At 40.9% G+C, this 24,278-nt stretch carries 16 protein-coding genes and 1 tRNA gene; 7 read left to right on the top strand and 10 right to left on the bottom strand.

All coding sequences use genetic code 11. The features are described from left to right. The first annotated feature begins 211 nt into the window (after positions 1-211). A complete protein-coding gene (locus tag Q4546_RS13245) occupies positions 212-1,672 on the top strand; it encodes an N-6 DNA methylase (RefSeq protein ID WP_303446400.1) in 1,461 nt (486 codons plus the stop codon). 57 nt (positions 1,673-1,729) lie between these two features. Here Q4546_RS13245 and Q4546_RS13250 read toward each other — a convergent pair whose 3' ends face one another. The 3 genes from Q4546_RS13250 to Q4546_RS13260 form a co-directional block, all read right to left on the bottom strand. Continuing rightward, positions 1,730-2,596 (bottom strand): hypothetical protein, encoded by an 867-nt coding sequence (locus tag Q4546_RS13250; protein ID WP_303446401.1) that lies wholly within the window; start codon positions 2,594-2,596, stop codon positions 1,730-1,732. Next, a complete protein-coding gene (locus Q4546_RS13255; RefSeq protein WP_274803960.1) occupies positions 2,596-2,805 on the bottom strand; it encodes a helix-turn-helix domain-containing protein in 210 nt (69 codons plus the stop codon). The genes Q4546_RS13250 and Q4546_RS13255 overlap by 1 nt, the downstream gene beginning before the upstream one ends. A gap of 204 nt (positions 2,806-3,009) precedes the next feature. Next, positions 3,010-3,094: transfer RNA gene (locus Q4546_RS13260), tRNA-Leu, on the bottom strand. 472 nt (positions 3,095-3,566) lie between these two features. Here Q4546_RS13260 and Q4546_RS13265 point away from each other — a divergent pair. Further along, positions 3,567-3,698 carry a DUF3149 domain-containing protein gene (locus Q4546_RS13265; protein WP_076540587.1) on the top strand — a complete coding sequence of 44 codons (132 nt, stop codon included), beginning with the start codon at positions 3,567-3,569 and terminating at the stop codon, positions 3,696-3,698. Between the two features lie 95 nt (positions 3,699-3,793). On the opposite strand, the gene Q4546_RS13270 is transcribed toward Q4546_RS13265, so the two are convergent. Beyond that, the gene (locus tag Q4546_RS13270) at positions 3,794-4,405 is read right to left on the bottom strand and encodes a superinfection exclusion B family protein (protein ID WP_102436678.1); all 612 of its coding nucleotides are present in this window, start codon (positions 4,403-4,405) and stop codon (positions 3,794-3,796) included. A 242-nt stretch (positions 4,406-4,647) separates the two neighbouring features. Beyond that, positions 4,648-5,442, bottom strand: coding sequence for a tRNA cyclic N6-threonylcarbamoyladenosine(37) synthase TcdA (gene tcdA / locus Q4546_RS13275; RefSeq protein WP_102436769.1), 795 nt, complete (start codon positions 5,440-5,442; stop codon positions 4,648-4,650). A 419-nt stretch (positions 5,443-5,861) separates the two neighbouring features. On the opposite strand from tcdA, the gene Q4546_RS13280 reads away from it, so the two are divergent. Beyond that, positions 5,862-6,893, top strand: coding sequence for a porin (locus tag Q4546_RS13280; RefSeq protein WP_102520925.1), 1,032 nt, complete (start codon positions 5,862-5,864; stop codon positions 6,891-6,893). Between the two features lie 490 nt (positions 6,894-7,383). Next, positions 7,384-8,427, top strand: a complete 1,044-nt coding sequence (locus Q4546_RS13285) for a porin (RefSeq protein ID WP_102475355.1) — start codon at positions 7,384-7,386, stop codon at positions 8,425-8,427. An 82-nt stretch (positions 8,428-8,509) separates the two neighbouring features. Here the strand turns inward: Q4546_RS13285 and Q4546_RS13290 are convergent, their stop codons facing one another. Both Q4546_RS13290 and Q4546_RS13295 read right to left on the bottom strand, forming a co-directional pair. Further along, positions 8,510-9,172, bottom strand: a complete 663-nt coding sequence (locus Q4546_RS13290; RefSeq protein WP_303446402.1) for a thiopurine S-methyltransferase — start codon at positions 9,170-9,172, stop codon at positions 8,510-8,512. Between the two features lie 164 nt (positions 9,173-9,336). Continuing rightward, positions 9,337-9,693 carry a hypothetical protein gene (locus Q4546_RS13295; RefSeq protein WP_076540594.1) on the bottom strand — a complete coding sequence of 119 codons (357 nt, stop codon included), beginning with the start codon at positions 9,691-9,693 and terminating at the stop codon, positions 9,337-9,339. A 276-nt stretch (positions 9,694-9,969) separates the two neighbouring features. Here Q4546_RS13295 and Q4546_RS13300 point away from each other — a divergent pair, with 276 nt between their 5' ends. Next, positions 9,970-11,778 carry a protein kinase gene (locus Q4546_RS13300; protein WP_303446403.1) on the top strand — a complete coding sequence of 603 codons (1,809 nt, stop codon included), beginning with the start codon at positions 9,970-9,972 and terminating at the stop codon, positions 11,776-11,778. A 124-nt stretch (positions 11,779-11,902) separates the two neighbouring features. Here Q4546_RS13300 and Q4546_RS13305 read toward each other — a convergent pair whose 3' ends face one another. From Q4546_RS13305 to Q4546_RS13315, 3 genes are all read right to left on the bottom strand, one after another. Continuing rightward, positions 11,903-14,302, bottom strand: coding sequence for a zinc-dependent metalloprotease (locus tag Q4546_RS13305; RefSeq protein ID WP_102475357.1), 2,400 nt, complete (start codon positions 14,300-14,302; stop codon positions 11,903-11,905). Between the two features lie 73 nt (positions 14,303-14,375). Next, positions 14,376-18,083, bottom strand: a complete 3,708-nt coding sequence (locus Q4546_RS13310; RefSeq protein ID WP_102531221.1) for a response regulator — start codon at positions 18,081-18,083, stop codon at positions 14,376-14,378. Positions 18,084-18,404: 321 nt separating this feature from the next. After that, complete coding sequence (locus Q4546_RS13315) at positions 18,405-19,799, bottom strand: PhoH family protein (RefSeq protein WP_102436666.1); 1,395 nt, start codon at positions 19,797-19,799, stop codon at positions 18,405-18,407. A gap of 356 nt (positions 19,800-20,155) precedes the next feature. Here Q4546_RS13315 and rapA point away from each other — a divergent pair, with 356 nt between their 5' ends. Both rapA and Q4546_RS13325 read left to right on the top strand, forming a co-directional pair. Further along, the gene (gene rapA, locus Q4546_RS13320) at positions 20,156-23,062 is read left to right on the top strand and encodes an RNA polymerase-associated protein RapA (RefSeq protein WP_102436664.1); all 2,907 of its coding nucleotides are present in this window, start codon (positions 20,156-20,158) and stop codon (positions 23,060-23,062) included. A 156-nt stretch (positions 23,063-23,218) separates the two neighbouring features. Then, positions 23,219-24,091 carry a DUF3530 family protein gene (locus Q4546_RS13325; protein WP_303446404.1) on the top strand — a complete coding sequence of 291 codons (873 nt, stop codon included), beginning with the start codon at positions 23,219-23,221 and terminating at the stop codon, positions 24,089-24,091. Positions 24,092-24,278 lie beyond the last annotated feature (187 nt).

The following is a 24,278-nucleotide window of genomic DNA, read 5'->3' on the forward strand; positions in this document are numbered from 1 at the left end:
AATTCGCGTTGATTATTTACTAAAATACAAAAGAAGAAAATTAAAACAAGTTATGTTACTCATTAAAATCAGTCATTTAGCTTGTTTTTCTTGTTAAATGTAATACCTAACAATATCCGAGTACTGTTTATTTATACATACCCCTTGAAATTTGTACTATCCCCTGTTAAATTGATGACTTTTAGTATCCTTCTTAAGTTGAAATTTCAATATGAATAATAGATATACCGATAAGTCATTTCAAGGCTTTTTTACCAACGCTGATGATATCAGACATACGATGATTGAACTACTTGGTGATACTTCAGGACACACCATAATTGAGCCTTGTTTTGGTGAAGGGGCATTTATCAAAGACTTAATAGGTTCTCCAAAACAAATAGATGCTATTGACATTGATGAAGAGCATTTTAAAAGAGAAGTTAAATTTAACAACTGCAATTATTATCACTTAGACTTTATTGATTACCATATTCATTCAGAAAATAGAGTTGAAATGTTACCAGATAGGGAATACGACTCTACGATATGTAACCCCCCATACGGGCTTAAATTCTCAAAAGAATATAGGAAGGATATTAAGAAAAAATTTCCTGATGTGTATGCTAGGGAATCTTACGGGCTATTTTTCTATTTAACATTGAAGTCTTTAAAAGAAAATGGAAAATATGTTTTCATCATGCCTGATACTTTTTTTACAAGTACAAATTTAACTTATTTGAGAAAGTTTATTTTAGAGACAGCAAAACCTACCCATATACTGCAATTTAAGAGTAAGAGGTTTGGTTCGGTGAATTTTGGATACGGCAATTTATGTATAATAGCAGGAACTAAAACAAAAACCACGCCTGACTGTGATATCAACTGGATTGATGCTGTTTCATCTGATGAAGCACTAATTAATTTACTTGATACAGACAAAACAACAATTAAAGGCTCTTATTTAATAGAAAACTGCAATGATTCATGGATAAGCCCCAAGGTTATTGGTTCAGTATCTTTTAGTCGTGATGTTATTACTTTAGATGAAATTGCCGATTGTAAAACAGGTATTTATACAGGAAATAATACTGACTATTGCGGTTATAACATAGACAATCCACCCAAGCGGGTAAATGGGCATGCTGTTAACTGGAGTGATGTTATAATGACTCCTACTCTAGATGAGAAAGAGTCTGGAATAGCTAAAGAAGTAGCGTATGTTCCGTTTATCCGAGGAGGACATAGAGAACCATTTGAAACAACCAATAGTTGTATTAGGTGGGATAAAGAAGCTGTCATTTTTTACGATAAAGATAAAAAAGCAAGATTACAAAACAAAGTTTTTTATTTTAAAGAAGGATTAGCTATACCTATGGTAACTTCAGGTCGACTCTCTGCTTCTACCTTTAATAATGCTATATTTGATCAAGGAGTTGTTGGTGTTTTTGCCAAAAATAATGATTACCATAATTTTTTATTAATTTATTTAAATGATGATTTTTCATCAAAATTAAAATCACTAATTGCTCCAGGAGCAAATAATTCAGCAAATTACTTAAAAAGATTAAAAATTCCAAAGTTAACTATTGAAGAGCTTAATGAAGCAACAAAAATAGTAGAAACGGCAAAATCGCTTGGCTGGAACGAAACTAAATTAATGAGAGCGAAATATATAAAATCTGTTATTTAAAACTTATAGATTTGAAGGTGCAGGATCAAACCTGCGCCTTTAAAGCTATTTAAGTTTTTACCAATTTAAATAACCGTGAATATTTTCTTGGACTAAATAGCTCCAAAATTCTGGAGATAGATCATTTTGAAAATTTACGGCCTCACGCCTAACTTCACAAATCCCCGCATCGGTCAATTCATCTATTTTATTATAAGCATCATCACCGCAAAAAACAGACCAGAGATTACTACGTCTAATTGTTTCTAGGTAATTATTATTTTCATTTTGTCTAACTAGGAAAAGTAAATTTACATTTTGATCCCAATGTTTATAAGCTTTACCAACGGCTAAAAGTCTTAATGTATTCCCTTTCTCATTTGAACCAAAGCCACTTTTAAAATCAATTATGTGGTTTTGATTATGAAGATTAAACATTTCATCTTCAACCATATTGATTTCACCAACAAGTTCAAAAATTTCATTTGTATCCGCGACTAATTGATTTTGGTGGACAGGGGCATCTACATAACCTCTGATTTTTTGTATAAAATTGTTCTTAACTTCATTAAAATGAGGAGCTTGTATTCTATAAAGTGTATCTTTTTCTGAGTGATCCCAAGCAGCTTTACAAAATCGCTCCCAAAGTTCACCATTTCTTCGAGAAAAAGCCATATATTCATACGGCCACACCGTATTTCTATATTCAAAGCTCATTACTGTATAACAATATTGAACGAGCATATAAAGTTTGGGGCGATTTAGATGAGAATATTTATTAACCAATAAATCACCAACTCTATTTTTAACATTTTCAACAGCATTATTAATTTGAGTAGCTTTTTTATTTCTTGTTATATTACTGTTTTGAATTTGAAAAGTAATATCTCTTAGTTCAGTATGAAAGTAATCAAAAATCTCTTGTTTTAACTGGTCGTAATTCATTAAAATAAATCCTTTATTTCTTTATCTAAAGCAAATGCTATTTTGCTAATATTTATTAAACTGACGTTTCTCTCTCCGCGTTCAATACCGCCCACATAAGTCCTATCTAACCCACACAAATGTGCTAGTTCTTCTTGGGTCATACCTTTGAGGTTTCTTTCTTTACGAACAGACAAACCAAAAGTGATCTGAATATTATTTTTTGTCATAAGATAAATTAGGCCCAAAAGATGACTATAAGTCGACCGACTATAAGTATCTTTATTGGTGATATTTGTTTTAAATTTAACAATTTAACAATTTAAGTTAATAATAAATATTTTGAATTCTGTTTGGCTTTGATAGAAAGTGATTTAGATATGAAATTTTGGTAAAAAAAAAGCCCTGCTATTTCTAGCAAGGCTCTCTTATGATGGTACCGCGAGACGGACTTGAACCGTCACTTCCGAAGAAAATGGATTTTGAATCCATCGTGTCTACCAATTCCACCACCGCGGCAAAACTTTTTAACCTAAATAAGGTTTTAAAAAATAACTTTAATAATTATATTTTAAAACTTTATTCGTAAATCTTCATACCAAATCATACCAGATATGATTTAGCTTACTATCACCATAATGATTATATTAATCAACACTTTGAATACAAAACCTACCTAAACGGGTTGTATTTTGAATCCCCCATGTATACCAATTTCATCACGCTGGCATCATATTGTAGTCAATCAAGCTTGGCTCAATTGAGTGACGGAATTATACCTAGGCCAATGACAATGGCAAGCCCTTTCATAAGCAAAATGATCAAATCAATCTCAATAGCTTAAATCTCATTCAAGTAGAGTAAATTTGCGCTAATCGACATTAATAAATCTTCCCCATTAAAAAGCACTGACTTTATTGATCAAGATCATAAATGTTAAAAAATGAAAATAGTATGTTAAAGCTAGTTTTACAATGAAAGGATAATGATTATGGCTTTTTGGTTAGATTTAATGTTTGGTAACGCAATCGGATTGCTGTCAATGATTGTTATCTTCTGCACCATGGGGATCATGTCTTACATGATGTGGATGTTTATTGTGAAATCTGCTCCTAAGGAATAGTTACTACCCTCCTTCTATAATTTTTGTTATTTGTTATTTGTTTCTTTAGGGGGCTTTCGCCCCCATTTTTATGTTTATTAAACCTAATTTTTAGATTACGCGGCATGCTTTCTAGATTGCACTAGACCATTTACAAACTGTGGTCGCGCTTTAATAAGGTGATTAAGCTCTTCCTTACTTGGCTCGCCTGCGGGTAATCTCAATACTTCACGATTTAAATACAAACGCGCTTTCATTGAAATTTTATACTCAGCAGTCGGTCCTTGAATCGCATAGTGACGCTCATTACCCACTAACTCTAAAATATTACTGTCCACTAGACCTTTAACTGCCAATTCGTTTTGCGGTAGCGCCAAAATTGTCGCTCCCTGTAAAAAGAACTCTCGCAGTAACGCTCGCTCAGCGGGATCGAGTAACTTAACTTTGGCTTCTATGGTTTCAACAGCGCGTTTTTCTTTTAAAATCCCAATCGACTCGTCAACCACAAAGGTGAATAATTGGCTTAAGAAAAAAGCGGCACCAACAATGAGCCCTAAGCCAATAAAATGGCCATAATCTGACACCAGAGCCGACAAAGAAAGCGTCTCAAGCACGTGCTGAGGTGCAACTAATAATACCGCACAAGCGATCACTAACCACAGCATAGTGCTGACTAAAACGCGTTTGATATTCACTAAATTTACAGCCTTTAATTTCATTTTCATCATCATGCTATCCACAGTGTCAGATTTTTGAATCTAGACTTAGTAAAGCAATTTCAATGCCAATAAAATGAGAAATGAATAAAAGCAGTTAACGCAATGACTTATTTAGAGGGAAGAGCAAACAACGGCAGTTAGGCGCATCAAATAAGCTGTTTAATGCGCCATGAAGATCGAAACTAAGCTATAGGTTAAATGAGATTGATAAGCTAAACGTTAAGCTTAAAAATATTGGCATTCTGTATACATTATTTGGCTGCCAATTTGGCTAATACTCGACTTGCAGCAATAAAACCAAAAGTGCCAGTAACCATAGTCACTGCGCCAAAGCCTGACGCACAATCCATTCTCATACTGCCATCGGCGCTATTTTTAGTACTGCAGACGCTACCATCATTTTGAGGATATACCAGTTGTTGCGTTGAAAACACTGCGTCAACGGCAAACCTGCGGGCAACATTTTTTGAAAAGTTATATTCTCTACGCAAAATGTTTCTGACTTTCGCTAATAATGGGTCTTGATAAGTTTTAGCTAAATCGGTTAACTGAATTTGAGTGGGATCGGTTTGACCTCCCGCGCCACCTACGGTGACAATTTTCAGCTTATTTCTTTTACACCATGCAATTAACGCCGCTTTTTGTTTGACGGCATCAATACAGTCAACCACATAATCAATCGCTAACGGACTGGCTTTACTACCCAGATGCTCCGCCAAATTATCGACAGTGATAAAGTCTTCGACTTCATTCACCACGCACTCAGGATTAATTTCAATAATTCGCTGCGCCATTACTTCAACTTTGGACTGGCCGATGGTGGATGCAATTGCGTGAGATTGACGATTGGTATTAGTGACACATATGTCATCTAAATCAATCAGTGTTATTTGCCCTATACCACTTCGAGCCAGCGATTCGGCGACCCAAGTCCCTACCCCACCAATACCGATGATCACGACATGTGCATTAGCAAAGTTTTCCAATGCCGCTTGACCGTATAGTCGACCTATACCACCAAAACGATTTAAGTATGATTCAGACAACATGTATTGCTCTTTAAACTCTCAATGTGGGGGCGGTATTTTATACGAAATCAACGCAGATCTGAATGTATTCCTCAATTAAACCTTAGTTAAACCCTAGTTAAACCCTAGTTACACACTGAAACACCTATTACCTAAACCCGCAACATGCAGCAAAAACAAAGAAAGCCAGTTAACCGCACCAATAAAACTGTTAACTACGATTTAAGTCATTGTAAATCATAATGATACATATAAATTAAATCCAACCTAAAGTGACATAGATCACACTTTGGTATGAGCTTTTTGTGGCAATATCCTCCACAGAACAGGAATTACTATGAATAACGATAAGGTTGATAACCCAGTCGTTATTTTCTATCAATATCAGCAAGCATAGCTGATAAAAATCAAGCCCTTACCAAAGGAAGATTAAGATGATGAAAAAAAACCTGATCACTGCAGCTATTTTATCTTGCACTGCAATGACCTCTTTTACTGCTCTAGCTGATGGCCCAAATTTTTATGGCCGCGCCGATCTTGCAATCACTAACTCTAGTGAAGGTATTGCAACTCAAAACCAAAAAGATGGCACTGTCCTTGAAAATAACTTTTCATGGTTAGGTGTTAAAGGTTCTGAAAAAATCAGTGATGACGTAGAAATCTTATATCAAATGGAGTTCGGCGTTTCTAACTTTGATAACTCTGGTAATACTTTTGCTGCTCGTAACAGCTTTTTAGGTATTAAAACAGTTGCAGGTACTGCATTAGTGGGTCGTAACGACACTGTGTTCAAAGCAGCAGAAGGTGGATTTGATTTATTTGGTAACAGTAACTCTGATATCGATTTATTAGTTGTTGGTCAAAACCGTGAAGCTGATGGCATTAGCTATTACTCACCAAAAATTGCAGATTTAGTGACATTAAATGCGACTTATTTAATGGATGATAATCACGAATCAACTAGCAGTTCTATGTATGCATTAAGCGCAACTGTTGGTGATAAAGCATTTAAAACACATAACTTTTATGCAGCTGCAGCATACCAAGATGGTATCAGCGATGTAGAAGCATACCGTGGTGTAGTACAAGCTAAATTTGGTGACTTTATTGTTGGCGGTTTATACCAAAACAGTAAAAGCCAAAAAGCTGAACTAGCTCATCTTGAAGGTGATAGCTACTACGTAAACCTAGCTTACCTAATGGGTAACCTAAAGCTTAAAGCCGCTTACGGTTATGATGATTCAGGTCTTGGTAAGTACGCTAGCCGTTTTGCTAATGATACTTCTAGCTTAGAAAACATGAGCGATTTCGAAATCAACCAGTTCAGTGTTGGTGCAGATTACCGCGTTAGCCCAAGTACCTTAGTATATGGTCACTACACTAAGTATGATGGCGACATGGTACTAAACCAAACTAGCCAAAGCTTAAATGACGATATCGTGACTGTGGGTTTACGCTACGATTTCTAACTCATCACAGCGACTTATTAACGGCTTAATCATCGTTTTTAAGCGTTAATTTATCTACCGATATGATGATTAAAAACGGTCTATTTAGGCCGTTTTTTTTGTTTTAGTCATTAGAGGTTGATTTTAATGACCTAATAGCTAAAAAAACTGCAATAACAACACTTCAAAGCTCCCACTTAAGCAATCCCTAAACCTGATGTAGATCTCATAAATTACTGGGCTAGCGCATTTTTAATTAGATGTGAACCTCTCTAAATAGGTATAACGCTATAAAAGTGTTAACCAAAACCCAAATACACAGCATTTATCACATCTTTTACACACCAATTTCACCTCAAAACAAAAAACTTGATCTAGGCCACAACTTTTTAACGATAAACCTGTAAATATTGCAACAAGTTTGTTACGCAGAGTGTTCTGCGAAAAATACCACTAAAACAATCCCATATAAATGGGGATAGAACATCATGTTCTAAAGGGAGTATGAAAGATGAAAAAGACATTATTATCTGCATCAGTTGTATCGGTTTTAACCCTCACTTCGTTCGCTGCGCTAGCCGACGGTCCTGATTTTTACGGTCGCTTAGATTTATCTATCACCAACTCCGAAACCGGCGCAACCCTGCAAGGCGGCACTAACGGTGTAACCCTAGGTGAAAGTGGCACTTACATTGAAAATAACTTCTCGCTATTGGGTGTGAAGGGCAGTGAAAAAATTACTGATGGCGTTGAAGTGCTATACCAAATGGAATTTCAGGTAGAGAACACGTCTGGCAAAGGTGATGTTTTCAAAGCGCGTAACACCTACTTAGGAATTAAAACTGAAGGCGGCTCAGTGCTAGTCGGCCGTAACGATACCGTATTTAAAGCTGCTGAAGGTGGTGTGGATATTTTTGGTAACACCAATGCCGATATGGATCGTTTAGTTGGCGGCCAAACCCGTAGTGCCGATGGTTTTTGGTACTATTCACCGCTGATTGCTGACATGTTTACCATTAATGCCACTTATTTAATGGAAGATAATCAAGCCTCTGATGACTCTCAATATGCCTTAAGCGTGACCTTTGGTGACAAAGGCCTTAAAAAACACAATTACTATGTTGCTGGTGCTTATAACAAAGCCATTGGTGGTATTGATGCATACCGCGCAGTAGCACAATTTAAAGCCGGCGATTTTAAAATTGGTGGTTTATTCCAAAACTCAGAAAGTGTGACTAATTCAGATCAAGACGGCAATACTTACTTTATTAACCTAGCTTACAACTTAAATGGCGTAAACTTGAAAGTAGAATACGGCGCTGATGAAGCAGGTTTTGGCAATTATTACAAGAACCTAACAAAAGATACTGCCGGTGTAATGCCTGATGATGTCAATGTGCAAAATATCACTATTGGTGCTGATTATCGCGTTGCTAAATCAACCTTAGTGTTTGCTCATTACGCTATGTATGAAGGTGATTACACAGTGGTTAATACTAAGACTGATCTAAAAGACGATAATGTCTTCAGTGTAGGTATGCGTTACGACTTCTAACAACGAGTTAGTCTACAACTGAAAAGCGACCTGATGGTCGCTTTTTTATTGTCTGCAGCTCACTAAAACAATAGAGAAAAGTTTATGATGATTTGCGGGTTAACAAATAAGCCGCTTCATTTAGCCAAGAAACATTCTTATTAATAAAGCGTGGGTTTTCCGCTAATACATCAGCACACTCGAGTAATTCAATCTCGAAATATGGCGCCAGGTATTGTTCAATCCACTGCGGGCTCACCGCAAATGGCGGACCATTAAGCTCGGCTTGCGGGTAGTCTAAGGTAATCAATAACCCTTTAACTTTAGCCGGAATTAACTTGGCAAGCTGTTGTGCATATTGCTGGCGCATTTGCTCTGGCCAAGCAATTAAGGCGGCGCGATCGTAAAAAGCCTGAATCGACTTTGTCGCCGTTAATGGTAGGGTAAAAATATCACCTTGAATAAGGGTTACTTGATCAGCACAAAAAAATTGATGCTCAGCTTGCGAAGTCATGCTCACAGGCAAATTATTGTCTCTAAAAAAGTCCTCAACAGCGGTTTGGCTTAGCTCACAGCCAACAACATCATGGCCTTGCTCTGCAAGGTAACACATGTCTAATGACTTGCCACATAAAGGTACAAACACCTCTGCGCTGTTATCGACGGCAAGTGTAGACCAATACTTTACTAAAAATGGATTCACTTGCGGCTGATGAAAACCGATTTGTTGTAACTGCCACTTCTCATGCCAAAAACTCGCTTCCATGTAGATAAACTCAAGTCAGTAAATAATGCGTCTAACTCTAATCACTCTAAAAGTGAGATGCAACACTAAAAAGCTTAAACCCGTAAACCACAGTTTGAACCCGACAAACGACAACTTTGATTGACTAAACCTAAGCTATAAAGCAACAGTAATGGCAATGTCTGCTACTCTTGTTCAGCTTTACCTTGAAGCACATGCTGAACTTTTTTAAGCCACTTGCAGTTATCACATTGACAATTACGACGTGATAAATGATGTGGGCTCAAATTCGAGTCAATAAAGTCCACCGCAATCAACAACTGTTGTTTCAGATCTTCCACTGATTTTTTCTCAAGGGCCACCAGTTCATCATTATGATTCATCCAAATGCACTCTTCGCCCTGATGACAAGTAGTACATTGCTCATCACTGGCATTATAAAACACCGCATGTGGACAGTGAGTAACTTCCATCGACTGTAAAATACGTTGCCGTGGAAAAGGAAATAGTGAAATTAAATCCGCTTTGTTAATGGTAGGCATAAGCACTCCTTGATTAAACCGAATATTTTTACTTACTTAAATACTACCTACCTAACGCACAAAACAATTTGACTCACGTCAAAGTTTACAACAGCTAATTTTTACGATAGGTCGGTTTGAGATCTAGGTGAGGTTAATTTGCTTTATAAAGGCTAAAACAGAAAAAAAATCGGCTCAATCAATCCAATAGCTTGCCAGCAATGTGTAAATATGAGTTTATGAGATAAGCCAATACCAATACACTCAACAGGCACCTTGGTACATAGGAAGTTAATTTTGCAAACACCGCAGTTACAGCATTTTTATATCAATGAAGAGCAATCAGTTTACCTGCTCAAGGCTGAAGATGCCCGTAAGCATCGAGCCTGGATCCGTTTATGTAAACAGCAACTAAGCAAGCTTGGTTATCATGATATCGAGTTTATCGGCAAAGGTGCCTATGGCTTTGTGTTTGCGGGTATCAATGATATTAGCCAATCCCATGTGTTTAAGTTTTCCCGCATTACCCTGCCACGAAGCGTGCAAGATAGACTTGAAGAAGAAGCCTTCATGCTCAGTCAATTAGTGCACCCTAATGTCCCTAACGCCATCAAATTTGAGCGGGTCGGCAAGCAAGGCATTATGGTCATGGAGCGAGCCCAAGGTGAAGATCTCGATAAAATCTGTCACCGAATGGGGACGTTACCCATAGCCATGATCATCAGCATTGCACGGCAATTGGCCAATTTATTGTACTACCTGCGCACAGGTAAATGCTTAGTCCATGGCGATATTAAGCCATCAAATTTAGTGTATGACATTGAAAACGACCATTTATCACTCATTGATTGGGGCTCGGCGGTGTTTGCCCAACGTGATGAGCATAATAACTCGGTTGAAGACAATGTGATGTCCTTGATGTCGAGCGATCAACAACACACCAACGCCAGAATGGGCGATGTGTACTTTATCGGTGAAGATCAGCTTAATGGGGCGTTATCCAGTCCAAGGTTTGATGAGCAAGGGGTGGCAGCCACCTTATACGCACTGGCATCAGGGCAAATTAGCCGCTTTGGCAGTAAAGTGATCACCGCCAGTAGTTTAGGTTTACCCATTGAGCTGGCCCGCACTTTAGATGGCATGCTTAGCGATGACCCCAGCAGACGTAATTTAGCCGGTGATTATTTTTTAAAGAGCATGCGCCACAATCACCGTATGCACTTGCCACACCTTGGGGCTCAGCCGTTAATTGAAGATATACCACTGTGGGTTTTACCAAAGCAAAAACAAGTCGAAACCGTGAGTTACAGTTCCAGAAAATCATTTTTAAAGGAACATAACACCCAAGACCCCATTACGAAGATGGATGATATTCAATTAGAAAAATATTACCGTAATTTTCTTGCGGGCATGGGTGACACTGAAAAAGGCTTTATTGCCGCAGTGGGTAAATTAGCCCAATACCCGATTGTGGGAGGCCTTGCCATTCATTGGCGTAAAAGCGGCGTCTATATCGACTCTAACCTTGCTATTTATGACCCCGACACTAAGGAAGTGTTAATCCAAGCGGTCAATAATATGGTGACCTTAGCCCGCGGCATTCGACGTATCGGGGTATTTAAAGCCTGCTTTTTTAACGCTAAAGACACCTTACATTTAGAGCGAAACAATCCATCTGAGCCATATAAAATGGTCAACGATGCGCAATTAAGTTTTGAAGTGGGTGATGTGCCCGCATCAGAAGGTCGTTCGCGGCTACATTCTTACTTTGAAGATGGTAAAGATCCTGAAGAGAACCTTGAGCTGCCCACCGAGATCATGACAGAACTGGGTTGGATAAACCAAATTCATCATACCGGCTGTATTATTTTTGAAGCCTTACCTAACCATCTAAAAATACACAGTTATTTGCGCTTATTAAACCCGAGAAAACAAGCAGCTTTTAGAGCTTCTCTGGATAGAATCTTATTTCATGCCAGTAAGATTCAAGGCCATGGGGTCTCAGGTTTTATGAAACTGCCTTATAAAAATACCCGTCAGTTTTCCCATATTGATCATAAAGCGGATCATTTTTACCCTAAAAATCCAAAGCAAATAGCAGAGTGATTATCTGCAGATGTCATCTCATCGGCTAAATTACTGCCAATAAAAAGCCCTGTTAGTCCGAGCATACCGGCTTAACAGGGCATTTTTAGCCACGCACTTATAACGAGCAGTTCATAGCAAAAAACTAAATTGGCGAACCCGGTGGCATCATTAGAGGTTTGGCAATAAAGCGATACTCCGCTGACTCAAGCCCTTTGGCTAAACCTTGCAATAACCATTCAAAATGGGCAGCTTGATAATTACTGGCGCGATTGCTACGGCGCTTTAATTGCTTCTCGGCATACGTTAAGCGCGCTAACAATTGCGCTTTTACTTCAGCTGAAGTGTTGTCGTTATGGTAGCTAGATAGTAACTCATCTAATACCACGGTATTGACACGCATCTGCACAGCTAACAACTGCCCACGCTGTAAATCTTGAAAAAGCGTTTTCGCCAATAACTTATCGATGAGACTCACCACAGATAACTGCTCTGAATCATCCATAAAGCCTTGATTGACACGGTTTAATCTTTCTGGAACTAATATTCGGCTTACCACATGGCGGCTCATCACCTCTGCCATTCCTATGGGGTCGGTTAACACCCCAATGCCAGAATCAAAGCTTTCTCGGGTTTTGCGGTAATTACCTGCTTTAGGCACTAATAACTCAGTGACTTCAGTCGGTACTGCTAAGCTTTCAGCCGATAGTAGCGCTAATAAAGAGCTTAAGGCTTCAGTTTGTAACTTGGGCGATAAATAATGCCAGCGCTCAGCTGAGCCATGCTGCTGATAGCTATAATCACTGCCACCAATCCACTTCGCTGCGGCATCCACTTGAAAACGGGTCAGTAAGTAAATTGGCACAAACACATCGGCAAGTTCACCTAGTGGCTGCTCTTGCAGTAAGGCATTGGCATTAAACTGCTCAATTGCCTTGCGGCGCACTTGCTCTAATCGTGTTAGTTCTGCTGCTGCAGAGTTACCGTTATCCCATAAACTTGCATAGGCATGGCTTGCTGATGCTGAGCGGGAATCTGCTTCACCAATGTAACGCAATCCTGCTGTTCTGGCTTGTTTCACTAGCTCGTCAGCATTAGCTTTATCGCCATAGCCGTAAGCAATAGTAAACTTGTCCCACTCACCAATGCCTTCAACGTATGGCGCTGAAATATCAACTTGATCCCCTTTAAGGGTAATGTTGGGATGGGGATAATCCATCACCGAAGCATTGTCATTGGTTGAGGCGGCAAAGTTATGATCTAGCCCCAAGGTATGGCCAATCTCGTGAGCTGACAATTGGCGTATACGCGCCAATGCTAAGGCCATTGATGCCTCAGCAGCGGCATCTCGGTCTTGCCAACCTGCGGTTAAACCGCGAGCAATAAGGTGGTCTTGTTTAACCCGCAAACTCCCAAGGGTGACATGGCCTTTAATGATCTCACCGGTGCGCGGATCTTTAATTGACGCGCCATAAGACCAGCCGCGAGTCGCACGATGCACCCATTGGATCATGTTATAACGAATATCTTGTGGGTCGGCATCTTCTGGTAATATCTCCAGCTTAAAACCATTAATAAAGCCTGCTTCATTAAAGGCTTCTTCCCACCAGCGGCCACCATCGAGTAATGCTGAGCGAATAGGCTCTGGCACGCCAGGATCAAGATAATAAGTAATCGGTTTAACCACTTCACTAGGAGCAATACCTGGGGTGACTTTTTCAAGTCGATGACGTAAAAGATATTGTTTGCTTACTGGCGAGTCGATAGGCGCAGAGTAATCAAAATACTCATCTGATAAATAACCACTCATCGGCTGATAAGCGCGGGGCTGATAACCCGCTTCTGGCAAGGCCACAAAAGAGTAGCGCATTCGCACTGAAACAAACTTGCCATCTGGAGTCACCTGCTTAACAAATTCGCCAGCTTTAGCGCTATTGAAAGTCAGTAAAACATCGACATCGGCATTTTGCTCAAATGACTTAACTCCTTGGGGTAAGATAACTGAGCGGGATTTATCCAAGGTATAACTGCCTTGCTTAGTGTCAGCTAAACGCTGAGAAACCCCATGTAAATCATTAATCATTAGATCATTAACCGCAACTAGCGGCGTTTTACCTTCGACCACTTTACCGCGCCATAATACCGATTCAGCAAACGCCTCTTTGACCGCTAGCTGTTCCGCTGGGTTATCGCTTGATGCCCGATAAAAGGTATTTAACTGTTTAAGCAGAATATAAGGACCGTGGCGCTCAAATTGCACCATGCGTGTTTGCCCGAGTTGGCCTCGGTCTAGGCCTATATCATTAGAACCAACGCCATGGGGTAAACTGCTGATCAGTAAAAAGGGCTCATTGAGTCGGTTTGCTTCTAAAAACAATTCCCCAGAGCTATTTTGGAAATAAAAGTTGATAAACCCTTGGGCTTTGTCACTTTGCTTTATCACTTTCTGCGCCGCTGAGGTCGCAGCGTAAGTCATAATTGGGGTTGCCATGAGTACTGGCGTTAATGCCATGACTGAAGCAAGCGCCATACTTTTACGATCCATTCAACACTCTCCCTTGTTGTTGTGCTCAGGTTAATTGTTATTATTGGCGACTTAACTGACGCCATTATTGTTGTTATTTTTGCTGCTGATTTTTATAGTCAATCCAATGCTCTAAGGTATCAAACAATTCATTTAATACTATCGGCTTGGTGATATGGGCATTCATGCCCGCTTGAATACTTTTCTCTCTGTCACCAGACATGGCGTGGGCCGTCATGGCAATAATCGGCATTTGCTCTGTAGTGTAACGCTTACGTAATTCTCTGGCAGCAGTCAAGCCATCCATGACCGGCATTTGAATATCCATCAATACGGCATCAAACGGACGAGTATCGATCATATCTAGTGCTATTTGACCATTATCAGCCACTTCAACTTCATAACCGGCGCTTTTAAGTAGCTCGGTGGCTACCTGCTGATTAATAAAGTTATCTTCAACCAGCAAGACTAATCCGGTTTGTTTGGCAGCTTCGGAATCCTCTTCAACCACAGGCGCTACATTCAATTGAGGCTCAGCGGCAAAGGCGCCAATAATCTCATCAAACAAGGCTGATGCTTTAAAAGGCTTTTGCAAAACAGCAAACACACGACTGACATCAAACTCGGCCTCTAACGGCTCAGCACTATAAGCGGTCATTAAAATAATCACCGGACGCTTTTTAATCCGCCCATCAGCAACCATTTCATCAATGATATTAATCACATCGCCGCCGCCCATTTCAGGCATCATCCAATCAAGCAATAATAAATCTATTGGGCTGTGGGCTAAAACATCTAGTGCCTGTGCACCACTTTGCGCGGTTTTCACCCCAAAGCTAAAGTCGCGCATCAAGGTGGAATATATCTGCAAAGCACTTGGGTTATCATCCACCACTAAGGTAGTTAAGTTATTTAACTGCTTTGGCACCACCAATGGCTCAACCACATTTTCTTCAGCAATTTCAAAACTAATGGTAAAGCTGAAAGTACTCCCTTGATTGAGCTCTGATTCAACGGCCATGGTGCCGCCCATCAGCGAGACTAAATGCTTACTAATAGACAGGCCTAATCCGGTACCACCATATTTTCGAGTGGTAGAACCATCAGCTTGGGAGAAGGCATCAAACAAGTTCGCTTGTTGCTCTTGGCTAATACCAATACCGGTATCGCGTACCCAAAACTTAAGGGTAATACGGTGATCTCGCTCGCCTACATCTTCACAGCCCAGTTCAATCTCACCATTTTGAGTAAATTTAACCGCGTTAGATAATAAGTTAACTAAAATTTGCCCTAAACGCAGAGGGTCACCACTGAGAATTAGCCCAGCGGTAACCGGGGCATATAGTAGTAACTCAACGCCTTTTTCTTGAGCCTTTTGCGCATTCATATCAATGACATGATCAAGCACTTTATCCAGTGGGAATGACACCCTTTCAAGCTCTAATTTACCCGCTTCAATTTTAGAGAAATCCAAAATATCATTAATAATGCGCAGTAATGACTGAGCAGAGAATCCCGCTTTATTTAAATAATCTTTTTGCTGAGCGGTTAACTGAGTTCGCAGCGCCAATTGCAACATACCGATAATGGCATTCATCGGTGTACGAATTTCATGGCTCATATTGGCCAAGAATTCACTCTTATACATGTTGGCTAACTCAGCATCTTGCTTAGCTTCAAGCAAGGCCACTTCGTTACTCTTTTGGCGGGTAATATCTTTATGCGTACCCAGCATTCGCTTAGACTGACCATCGGCAGCAAACTCCACTGCTCGGCCCCGAGACAGCACCCAATGATACTTTCCAGATTTAGAGCGCATACGGTATTCAATCTCATAGGTTCCTTTGGGCTTTAGCGCATATGCACTTCGATACTCTTCGACTCGCATGCGATCGTCTGGGTGAATAAGTGCATCCGTTGCTGAAATAAGCGCTGGAAATTCGTTCGGCTTATAACCTAGCATTGAATAAAATGCGGGGTTACAAATCAGCTGCTCTGAATCTAAATACCAATCCCACAAGCCATCTTCTACTGCATCCATGGCTAAATGGTAACGCTCTTCAGATAATCGTAATTGCTCAGCCGATTCATATTCACGGGTGACATCACGCCATACTGAAATAAGCCCTAATAACTCGCCGCGGCGGTTATAAAATGGCAGTTTTAAGGTATCGAGCAGTACCGTTTTACCACCAATATCGGCTTTTTCTTGATAACGCATCAGTGAGCGTTCGGTTAATACTTTTTGATCTTCTTCGCGGCTACGCACGCCTTGATCGTAACTGGTATCAAGGGACAATTGCCCGATCATGTCACTTTCTTTGCAGCCCAGCATGTACTCAGCCGATTTATTACAGCCTAAATACTTACCTTCTTTATCTTTGTAAACAATCGCCTCTGGGATTGAGTCAATCAATGAGCGTAATAGTGCAAACTCACGTTCTCGGCGCTCAGTAGTATCGCGCAAACGTTGGGTGCGCCTTGCGACTAAGTTATCCAGACGTTTATTTTGCTCGGCTAGATGACCGGTATATTGTTTGTTCTCTTCAAAAATACGACTCACCAGCAAGAACCACGGCTCCCAACCTTCAGTGATTTTTTCAGGTGGCGATTTAGGCTCGCGAGAACACTCTTCCAAATGGGTCAATAAACGTGAGGCAGGGTTAACGAATGAGCGGCGAGTTTGCCAGTGAACAATGGTCACCAGCACTGACAAGGCGAAAACCACCAGTAAGAAACTCACTTTTAACTTATCCCAAGCGTCTTGGAATAACAGGTCTTCATCTTGCAGATATAGCAAGCGCCATGGCGGGTTTTGCAGCGCGACTGAGTGAATATAGTAGCCGTTGCGCAGTATGCCATCATGGGCATCGAACATTTCTGATTCAGGCAAAGAATGCAGCTCTGACGGAATGCGCTGACTGATATGATAAACCCGGTTCATATCGCTGGCTTCAAAATCACTGTGGGACAATATATTGTTATATTGATCCAGCAAAATCACTGTACCCGGCATTTTAAAATACATCCGCATTTGCTTAGCTAACGATGCCAAAGTCATGTCTAAATTGATTGAACCAATAAACTCATCTTCAAGATATACTGGCAGACCTAGGGTGGTTAACAAACCTTGATCGGCTAAATCTACATAAGCTTCACGCCAAAAAACACTGCGCTGCGGATTCATGGCAGGAGTAGCAAGTTGGAATTGTTTTTTATTAAGCAGCTCTTCTCGAAAACGGTACTCGTCATTGGTCCACGGAAATGACGACATGATCCTTTGTTTGGATATGTAATAAATCGAAGAAGCTTTAGGGGCGGCCTCTTTCGCAACAGGGAAAGACAACGACAGCTCAAATAGCATTTCTAATTCTTGATAAAACCTGTCGCTGCGGCCATCAAGGGTACCCATACCGGTAATGCGCCCCATATTGGTAAAGGGCTCACCACTAGTGGCATAACTTGGCTCTAAGGTAAAAAATTGACCATCTTCATTGAATTTTTCGTATTGAGGTAAGCGATCTTTACGGACTAACTCGCCTAAACGTAAGTTATCTACGGCGACGTTACGTAAGCTTTTTACTGCACGGATACTCGACTCCAGCAGTAAATCAATTTGCAAGACATGACGCAATACTTGCTCTTCACGCTCTTTAATTAGCTGGGTTTTTTCACGCTCAAACAATACCCATGCCGATAAAAGTGCCATAACAATTACACCAATATAAGTATAAAAAACGGCTCGGTTATACTTTCTTTGAATAAGCGATTTTAATTGTAATTCTGGCTCGGTCGATTTCATTGAAAACCCTTTGGCTTTTCTTAGCAGCGTAGATATTTAATAAGGTAAAAAAGGAGGTACGCTAACAATGTCTATTTATGCATATTATCAGGAACATATTCGCAATCACACGAATAAATGTTCACAAAACATGACTAATTTATTTTTCACTCCATTCCACTAAAAACATAGCAAAAATCTGACCATTATTCTTGGCAATAACCCGTAAACTGGCCGCTTACATAAAAGGCGCGTTAAAAGAGCTCGTTGAAACAGATTGCTTAAAAATAAAAAATGGCCACCTAACAGGTAGCCATAAACGGTACTTTAAAGCAGAAGTGCTTATAAGTTCTCTTCAGCAAACTCTGCTAAGCGAGATCGCACCACACCATTAAGGTAAATATTGGCACTGCCGTCAAAGTCTTTAAAACGCTCCACAATATAGGTTAAACCTGATGTCACCGCCGTCAAATAGGTTGAGTCTATTTGCGCCAAGTTACCACAACACACTAGTTTGGTGCCCTCGCCCATGCGGGTGATCATGGTTTTGATTTGTGATGCGGTCAGGTTTTGGCATTCATCTAAAATGACCACTGAATTTTGAATCGAGCGGCCACGCATAAAGTTAATCGATTTAAACTGCACGTTCGCCTTCTCCATGATGTAGTTCATGCTGCCGGTGGGGTTAACATCATTTTTATGCAGCACCTCAAGGGTATCAGTAATTGCCGCAAGCCAGGGCGCCATTTTTTCCTCTTCGGTGCCAGGTAAAAAACCGATGGACTCGGCAATTTCAGGGGTGTTACGGGTTACAATGACTTTTTCGTACTGGTTTTGCTCAACCACCAGCTCAAGCGCAGCCGCCATGGCAATTAAGGTTTTACCACAACCGGCGGGGCCGGTGAGGATCACTAAGTCAATATCTGGATCTAGCAAAGCATTTAACGCCATCCCCTGATAAATATTCTTAGGTTTAACACCCCAAGCTTGCAAATGATTAAGCCTTTCGCGGCCATAATCGATGATATTAAGATGTGTTGCGGTTTTGCTGGCAACCTTGCCGCAAAAATCAGAGGTTTCATCGATAAGGTATTGATTACTGTAGAAGGGCTCGTTACCTACGGCATCGATATCCACCTGATGGACGACTTTGCCAGCTTCTCTATCAGTAGAGACTTTATCCACCTTGTCCCAAAAATCACCGTCAAACTGATAAAAGCCTTTCGCCAAAAAGCGAATATCATCAATTAACTGATCGGTGCGATAGTCTTCAACTCGCTCAATACCCGCCCCTTTAGCTTTAAGGCGCATATTAATGTCTTTGGTGACTAATACGACCTGACGAGGCTGATGCAGATTTTGTAGATGAAGTGCGGTGTTAATAATACGATTATCGTTATTATCGCCTGGCAGAGCACCAATGATAAAGTCGATTTGATGGTCGGGGAAAATAGATAAACTACCTGATACGTCTAAATGTCCTTCGCGGCTTGGGAGTGCAACGCCGTTTAGAATTTGTTCCGGCGAGGTCTTACCGCCAAGTATGTCTTCCAATGCCCTAATCGCGACCCGGGCATCACGGCTAATATCGTGCTTTCTATCCTTTATATTGTCTAATTCTTCTAACACAGTCATGGGAATTATTACGTCATGTTCTTTAAACGAATATATCGCTAAAGGTTCATGTAGTAACACATTGGTATCCAGTACAAACAACTTTCTGTCGTCTCGTTCCATGGCGCCTCCAGAGTGCTCAATACAAAATGTAACTATGGGATTAAAGCAATATAAACTCCTGTTCATAAGCTGGATTAATCGAATCATCATGATTGATTTTCAACCAAACTTAAATTTACTATGCCAGTAATTATATCAAGTCTCAATATCATTTTATTGATTAAAGGTTCGAGTTTAAGTTGTTAAAGTTGGCACTGAGATGACACCAAGATGACACTAAGATGTCAAAAAATCGCTGGCGTAAAAGTGAAATTCCTTCAGATGAATATTTAAATCACTGCTAGAATTTAAATTGAGTAGCGTTTGGTATAACATACGCGCCCTTTGTGTTTATCCGTCCCGAATGAGAGTAAAAAATGCCGTTTTCTTTAGGTCAACGCTGGATTAGTGATACCGAGTCAGAACTTGGTTTAGGAACTGTGGTTGCTGTTGAAGGCCGTATGGTGACAGTATTGTTTCCTGCCGCCGATGAGAACCGTTTGTTCTCCCGCAGTGAAGCGCCATTAACTCGTGTAATTTTTAATCCCGGTGACTCCGTAGAAAGCCATGAAGGCTGGAGCCTAACCATCAGTGAAGTCGAAGAAAAAGATGGTTTAGTCACCTATGTTGGTATCCACAGTGAGACCAACGAGACGGTACGTCTGCGTGAAACCTTACTAAACCACAACATTCGTTTTAATAAACCACAAGACAGATTATTTGCCGGTCAAATTGATCGTCTAGAGCGCTTTGGTATTCGTTACCAAAGCCAAATGCTACGCCATAAACTTGCCACCTCAGATTTGCTTGGGCAACAAGGCCCACGTGTTGGTTTAATTCCACATCAACAGTGGATTGCCCATGAAGTCGGTCGTCGCTATGCCCCTAGAGTACTTTTAGCCGATGAAGTAGGTTTAGGTAAAACCATTGAAGCTGGCCTTATTATCCATCAACAATTATTGACTGGCCGTGCTGAACGTATCTTAGTGATTGTGCCTGACACTTTGCGCCATCAGTGGTTAGTTGAAATGCTGCGCCGCTTTAACTTACGTTTTTCTATTTTCGATGAAGATCGCTGCGTTGAAGCCTATGCCGATAACGACAACCCTTTTTACACTGAACAATTAGTCATTTGTTCATTAGAACTATTACGTAAAAAGCGCCGTTTAGAACAAGCTGTCGATGCCGATTGGGACTTAATGGTAGTGGATGAAGCCCATCACCTTGAGTGGAGCGAAACCGCCCCAAGTCGCGCTTATCAAATCGTAGAAGCCTTAAGTGAAGAAGTGCCTGGAGTGTTATTGCTCACGGCAACGCCAGATCAATTAGGCCATGAAAGTCACTTTGCTCGTTTACGATTACTGGATCCAGATCGCTTCTACGACTACAACGCGTTTCTTGAAGAAGAAAAAAGCTATCAAAGCGTTGCCGAGGCCGCCGAAGCATTAGCTGCCAACGACAAGTTAGCTGACAGTGCTGTTGTCAGCTTAACCGAATTACTCAGCGAGAAAGACATCAGCGCAAGCATTAAGCTTATCCAAGCAGATGATGTCGATGCTGACGCCCAGCAAGCTGCCCGCGCTGAGTTATTACAAGATTTACTCGACCGTCACGGTACTGGCCGCATTTTATACCGTAACAGCCGCGCCTCTGTCAGTGGCTTCCCGACCCGTATTTTTAATCCGCATCCACTGGCTATGCCGCAAGAATACGTCACGGCTGAGCGCGTTAATGCCATGATGGGATCGAAAAAATCAGCACAAGATCAAGCTAAGCAATCTCTAAGCCCTGAAAAACTGTATCAAGCCTTTGAAACCGATAGTGCCAGTTGGTGGAAGTTTGATCCGCGAGTCGATTGGTTAATTGAATTCTTAAAAGATAATCGCAGTAAAAAAGTGCTGATTATTGCTAGCCAAGCAGAAACGGCATTAAGCCTTGAAGAAGCACTGCGCACCCGTGAAGGTATTCAGGCAACCGTTTTCCATGAAGGGATGTCGATTATTGAACGTGACAAAGCCGGCGCGTACTTTGCCCAAGAAGAAGGCGGCGCTCAGGCGTTAATTTGTTCTGAAATTGGCTCTGAAGGGCGTAACTTCCAATTTGCGAGTCAATTAGTGCTATTTGATTTACCGCTCAACCCTGACTTACTTGAGCAACGTATTGGTCGATTAGATCGTATTGGTCAGCAAAATGATATTCAAATTCATTTGCCATACCTTGAAGACACCGCCCAAGAAAGACTGATGCATTGGTATCATCAAGGCTTAAACTCATTTGAACTTACCTGCCCAAGTGGCCATGTATTGTTCAATGAATTTGCTGATGAGCTAATGAACGTACTCAACGATGACAACCCAGAGCTAATGACAGCGCTGCTTAACGGTACCCAAAGCCGTTACCAAGCACTTAAGCAAGCGATGGAGCAAGGCCGCGATAAGCTGTTAGAGATTAACTCCCATGGCGGCGAGCAATCTAAAAAGTTAGTTGAACGCTTAGCGGAGCGAGACTCAGATACCCACTTAATTGGTTCGGTGATCCGCTTGTGGGACATTATCGGTGTGGATCAAGAAGATCGCGGCGAGAACTCAATCGTATTACGCCCAAGTGAGCACATGCTATTCCCATCGTACCCAGGTCTGCCTGAAGATGGTATTTCTGTGACATTTGATCGTGAAACTGCCCTATCACGTGATGATATTGCCTTTATCTCCCAAGAGCATCCATTAGTGCAAACGGCGTTAGACTTAATCACTGACTCAGAAACCGGAACCACCAGTGTTGCAGTGCTTAAAAACAAAGCCTTACCTGCTGGAACCTTGTTCCTTGAGTTAATTTACATGGCTGATGTTTCGGCACCTAAGTCATCACAGCTTTATCGCTATATGCCACCAACCCCTATCCGAGTGTTATTGGATAAAAGTGGCCAAAACTTAGCTGACAAAGTCGATTATAAGAGCTTTGATAAACAGTTAAGTGCGGTTAACCGTCATATTGCCAGTAAGCTTGTGAATGCATCACAACCTATTTTGCACCCGTTACTGGCAAAAGGTCAGCAACAGGCTGAAATTGAATTAGCCAAACTGGTTGAGCAAGCCCGTGAAAAAATGACCACCCAGCTAACTAGTGAGTTGACCCGACTTGAAGCGCTAAAGGCCGTGAATCCGAATATTCGAGATTCTGAAGTGGATTTTATTCGCAATCAAATGGCTGAATTAAATGGCTATATTGATGATAGTCAATTCCAACTTGACGCTATTAGAATGGTATTAGTTAGCCACGTATAATACACTGCTAATTCGAAGCAAAAAGCCCTGAACTTCAGGGCTTTTTTGTATCTATTTTTTGTCATTGTTTTAAGTGTTTAGCGTAAACATAAGCTCATAAACATAAGCGCACAAGCCTATAGTGATGACATCGCAAGATTCGTTAAGGAAGCCACATTGCTGCTAAAGCCTCTGTTTGTTTTATCTGTTACCAGTCTTTTTAGCCTCAGCCTTTTCTGTCACAATGCTATGGCAGCCAGTGAGTTGCCTACTGCTAATGCTGGAAAACAATTTATCAGCGTCCAAGATCAACAACAGCCAGTTTGGGTCAAACCTTGGCAAGGCCCGCACCAGCGCGGCGCAGCTATTATCGTCGGTCCAACCGATTCCCCCGCCAGTGGCAGTGGCCTAATTCGCTATTTACGTGATGAGATCCCCGCATTTGGCTGGGCAAGCTTGAGCATAAAACCCACTGAAGGTTTATACCGACCAAATTTTGCCACTGACGCCGAAGAAATTCCCAAAGCCGGTGAAGCGCAGTTAACCCTGAGTCGTCACCAGCAAGCCCCCAAATTTAGCTCAAACCAACTACTTGAACTGCGTAACTTTCAGCAAGAACTTATGGTGGACAGTCTCGACCAATTGCAAGTTATTGAGGCGCAGTTCCCAGGAAAAAGACTATTAATCGTCACCGATGATAGTGCGGGCATGGTCATTAACTTACTTTTTGAAGCTAAGCTAGCCAAGCCCGACTTATTAGTGGTGATTAACCCCTATCGTGAATATGAGCAGATTATTGCGCCGCAACATCGCGGTTTATCCATTGCCCAACAGCTCAGAGAAATCGATATCCCAATACTGGATCTGCAATCAGCCGATGCTCATCAAATATCTATGACTGAAAGTGCTAGCAGAAAAGCACTCAATAAAGCTAAATCGAGCCAGTATTACCGCCAATATCAATTAGCGCTTAATCTCGATAATCAAAGTGGTTGGGAGCAAGTGCTGCATCATATTGCAGGCTTTAGTAAAGTCATTACCGCACGATAAAAAGGGCCAGCATATTGCTGCCCCTTAATGGCTATTTGCTTATTTTAAGACTGAGTAATAAGGCGTATTTTCAATTTTTTCAATAACATCGCATAATAATCAATCTCCAATGGCCTTTCAGCTATTCACTAAATTTGTGTAATACAGTATTGGCCGCACTAGTCTAAAAGCTGATTAACTCACAACT

The sequence above is a fragment of the Shewanella sp. 4_MG-2023 genome (genome assembly GCF_030548015.1).
Lineage (GTDB): Bacteria > Pseudomonadota > Gammaproteobacteria > Enterobacterales > Shewanellaceae > Shewanella.